This is a genomic window from Allocoleopsis sp. (assembly GCF_036703385.1).
Lineage (GTDB): Bacteria > Cyanobacteriota > Cyanobacteriia > Cyanobacteriales > Coleofasciculaceae > Allocoleopsis.
Genome location: NZ_DATNPA010000442.1, coordinates 1 through 4,137, shown reverse-complemented (window position 1 = coordinate 4,137; position 4,137 = coordinate 1). Strand labels below are relative to the sequence as shown.

Sequence of the window (4,137 nt, the reverse complement as noted above, 5' to 3'; positions counted from 1 at the left end):
GTGGGTCGCGTGTCTAAACCTGATGCCTTGACGGCGGTACACCATCGCAAAGTCGGGAATCATTACTAAGCAGATAGGCACAATTACACCTAAAACTAGCAGGGGCTGAGAAGTCGGGTTTCTTCAAGAAACCCGACTTCTGGGTGTGAGGTTTATTTACGGTATATTCTGTAGAGACGCGAGATATTACGTCTCTACAATTTGGCTATTACCTCCATCGTGCTAACGTGAAGGCATTGTATTGAGAGTCTTGCGGAGGTTGAGGGTATGGTTTCTCAACTGCAATCGCCGACCCAGTCAGAGGTCATCTATCCCGATAGCGACGGCAAACCAATGGCAAATAACACCAAGCAGTTTCGCTGGATTGTGGTGATTCAGCAGAACTTAGACTGGTTATTTGCCGATGACCCAGATGTGTTTGTTGCGGGAGACTTGTTTTGGTATCCGGTGGAGGGAAAATCAAATATCGTTAATGCTCCAGATGTAATGGTAGTGTTTGGTAGACCTAAAAGCGATCGCGGTTCATACCAACAATGGAACGAGGGGAACATTGCGCCACAAGTGGTGTTTGAAATCCTCTCTCCCAGCAATACACAGGATGAGATGGAGAGGAAGTTACTCTTCTACGAGCGCTACGGCGTGGAAGAGTACTATATTTACGATCCGGACAGGAATCGGTTACGAGGTTGGTTGCGTACTGAGGATGGCTTAGATATCATTCCCCAGATGACGGATTGGCTCAGTCCTCGATTAGGAATTCGGTTTGCTTGGTCAGAGGAAGATTTGGAGTTTTATCGCCCTGACGGAGAGCGTTTTCTGACTTATACAGAGATTGCCCAACGGTTTGAGGAACAACGGCAACGCGCTGAGAAAGCAGAGCAAGCGAGACGAGATGCAATCCCTCGGTTGTTGGGAATGGGGTTGAGTGTTGAGCAGGTTGCCGAAGCGCTGGGGTTATCTGGGGAAGAGGTGCAGGTGATCGCTCAGGGGTAAGATTGGGGATGGGCAGGAAGAGCGATCGCTCCTTGTTGAGGTTTGTTTGTCAATGAGAGGCGATCGCTTCAAAATAGGATATTGACGCTAGCTGTTTTGGTGTGATATCAAATCCGTTTGATTGCACACACAATAGAAAGGCTTTAGCTAACGCCCCTCTTGAATTATGCAATTTTGATAGTGCGGCTGATTAACCGGATTTGATATGAGACTTTTCATGACAATTCGGTGGGTTACGACTACGTCTAACCCACCTAAGCTTGCGGTTGTTTTATGCGTTCAGAGTGTTAAGTTTAATTCTCACAGCCTATTGTACTCCATGCTGTTATTTTAGTCTTTTTGCCTTGATACTCAAAATATATGCCATGTACACCCCCCGCCCAAGTGGTTATGTAAGCAATGCCTGTTCCTTTTTCTCCTACTACTTCAAGCGTCAGTTCTGACGAAGGGCCGCTGCTACCACCTATAATTACAGGAAGGTTTCGCCCTCTTGTGGGTGCAGCAAATTTTATTTGACCAACCTTATCTGTAATCTGATTAGCTTGTTTGATAGTACAAACTATTGATGGGTAGTACCTAAATTTTTCATAAGCCCATTTTTGGCGAATTTCAACAGGAGCATTCACTCCAGGAAAGTCGTTAATACATACAACAAGCAGAAGGGTTAAATTAACCAATAATACAGTAGCAATCTTTACAATAAAATACTTTGAAGATTTGTTAGTTTCAAATTCATATGCTGTACGAACCACTAGTACGTGCAGGATGAAGATTATACTCAGAATAATGAAGTAAAAAGTGACATCAGAAAAAAATATGGTCGGTGGCTTGATAACAAATAAAAATAAAATCAGTGTTATTAAAAAGCTTAATGTAAAGCTTCCGAGAAAACCATATACTAATTTTGGTAATGCTGAGGGGGCGATGTCTCTTTGTCGTTTGGAAAAAAAACCAAATATAGCAGCGCTAATATAAAGTCCAAAATAATAAAAGCAAATAAACATAAGACTGAACAAGAAAACGCCATCACCTGCATTAATTTCACGATAATTAAAGGCAATGTCGAGAATTTTTGTCCAAACTGCGGCATATGTAATACCCCCCCCAAATGTTCCTAGAGCAATAATAGGTTTTCTCATAATAATAAGCTCAAATATTTGGGAAGACTAGGTAACTACCTCTTTAGATAAGCTAACAGATGAGCTGAAAATCCTACAAGGTGTCTATGTAGGAATCTTCAATTGGAGGAAGAACGGCAACGGGCAGAGCAACCTGAGCAAGCGAGACTGGATGCGATTCCTCGGTTATTGGGAATGGGGTTGAGTGTTGAGCAGGTTGCTGAAGCGTTGGAGTTGTCGGTGGAAGAGGTGCAGGCGATCGCTCAGGGGTAAGATTGGGGATGGGCAGGAAGAGCGATCGCTCCCTCTTGATATTTGTTTGTCAATGAGAGGCGATCACTTCAAATCTTAAAATAGAGAAAATTTTAGAGGTTTAAATTGGCAAAATATCGGTTATTTGGCAAGAGATATAAATTGTGGATTTTTCTGCTGCTCATTGCGTCGTCTGTGGGTTTATGTAGTATCGTCTTGAGCCTAATTCAGCGTGGAAATCAACCCAATCGCTTGACGGCTAAACACCCAATCAGCAAACCCTCAGCTTTGGTAGGAGCAGCCAATCACGGATTGAGTAAACATGTAGTTGGATTAAAGCCAGAAACTACACCTGAACTCCGCACATTTTCTGTCCCAGCACAATTTCAAGGAAAAACCCTTTCTCAGGTGAAATTGAATAACCAAGAAAAACTCATCGCCCTTACCTTTGATGATGGCCCCTGGCAGAAAACCACCTTGCAAGTGCTGGATATACTGAAGAAAAATAACATTAACGCAACATTTTTCTGGGTGGGTGCAGCACTAGAAAAAAATCCTCAGATTGCCCAGCAAGTTGTAGCTGATGGTAACGCAATTGGAAATCACACTTGGCACCACTGGTATCATCACCTTGATAAGAAAACAGCAGCAAAGGAAATTGAGGATACGGCTCAACTCATGTACAAAACTACCGGAGTCAAGACTTCTTTGTTTCGTCCTCCCGGTGGGTTCCTAAAAAATGGAGTCGCTGCCTACGCCAAACAGCAGAATTATGCAGTTGTTATGTGGTCAGTGAGTTCCGCTGATACGGATTGGAAAGCTCAACCATCAGCTTTTGTGAAGAATGTGCTCAAGGGTGCAAAGCCAGGTTCTATTGTACTCATGCATGACGGGGGCGGCGAGCACAGCAAAACGGTAAAGGCTTTACCCGAAATTATTAGTGGATTAAGACAGATGGGATATCGATTTGTGACCGTTCCGGAATTGCTGAAAGATGCAAAATCAAAATGACCCATACAACACCTAGAACACCAGTTCAGAAAAGCCCTCAAATTTTTAGAGGTAATCATTCCTTGGGTTGCCCCTACCTTTCATGAACCGGAACTCTAGCAAGCTGAACAAGTGGTAAGTTTTGATAAACATCATTAGATTTACCAATAAAAATAGGGTTGGGATATAAGCCGAAAGAATGTAACCTGGATTCTAGTGACACAGCTTGGAGGACTCCTAAATGCAGAAGCCTTTGACTAACCCGTCAAGTACTGGCTACGAATGGTTCAAGCGGAATCGTATTGTGCGTGTTCTGGAAACCGTCCAAGACTTATTTGTAATTTCCCTGTGTATCGCTCTATTTGCCTTGATGGCAATCCAGCTAAGAGAGATGTTTTTCGAGCTGCTACCTCCCCTAGATTTCCGAGCTGTTACCTCAGATATTCTGTTCTTGCTAATTTTAGTCGAGTTATTCCGACTGCTGATTATTTACCTACAGGAGCAACGAGTTTCGATTGGGGTAGCGGTGGAGGTGGCTATTGTATCCGTTCTACGAGAAGTTATCGTGCGGGGAGTCTTAGAAACATCGTGGGTTCAAATTTTAGCTGCTTGTGCCTTCTTGCTGGTGATGGGAACACTGCTAGTGGTTCGAGTTTGGCTTCCACCAACTTTTAATGGGGTTGACCCCGAACGGCGCTTGTCAATGAGAAATAAACTCGTTGCAACCGATAAATTATCTAACTCGATTGAGCCAGCCGCTAATCTAAATTCTCAGCCCGTTACT

5 protein-coding genes are annotated in these 4,137 nt (G+C 43.5%); 4 read left to right on the top strand and 1 reads right to left on the bottom strand.

Features of this window, described 5'->3' with window-relative positions; all coding sequences use genetic code 11:
- Positions 1-267: 267 nt before the first annotated feature.
- Positions 268-993, top strand: a complete 726-nt coding sequence (locus tag V6C93_RS21785) for a Uma2 family endonuclease (protein ID WP_333478776.1) — start codon at positions 268-270, stop codon at positions 991-993.
- Between the two features lie 293 nt (positions 994-1,286).
- On the opposite strand, the gene V6C93_RS21780 is transcribed toward V6C93_RS21785, so the two are convergent.
- Entirely contained in the window at positions 1,287-2,132 is an 846-nt protein-coding gene (locus V6C93_RS21780; protein ID WP_333478775.1) for a hypothetical protein, read from the bottom strand.
- Positions 2,133-2,234: 102 nt separating this feature from the next.
- On the opposite strand from V6C93_RS21780, the gene V6C93_RS21775 reads away from it, so the two are divergent.
- The 3 genes from V6C93_RS21775 to V6C93_RS21765 form a co-directional block, all read left to right on the top strand.
- A complete protein-coding gene (locus V6C93_RS21775; RefSeq protein ID WP_333478774.1) occupies positions 2,235-2,384 on the top strand; it encodes a hypothetical protein in 150 nt (49 codons plus the stop codon).
- 105 nt (positions 2,385-2,489) lie between these two features.
- Positions 2,490-3,374: a polysaccharide deacetylase family protein gene (locus tag V6C93_RS21770; RefSeq protein ID WP_333478773.1), complete on the top strand. Its 885-nt coding sequence runs from the start codon at positions 2,490-2,492 to the stop codon at positions 3,372-3,374.
- 220 nt (positions 3,375-3,594) lie between these two features.
- On the top strand, positions 3,595-4,137 hold a 543-nt coding region (locus V6C93_RS21765), incomplete at its 3' end, for a phosphate-starvation-inducible PsiE family protein (protein WP_333478772.1).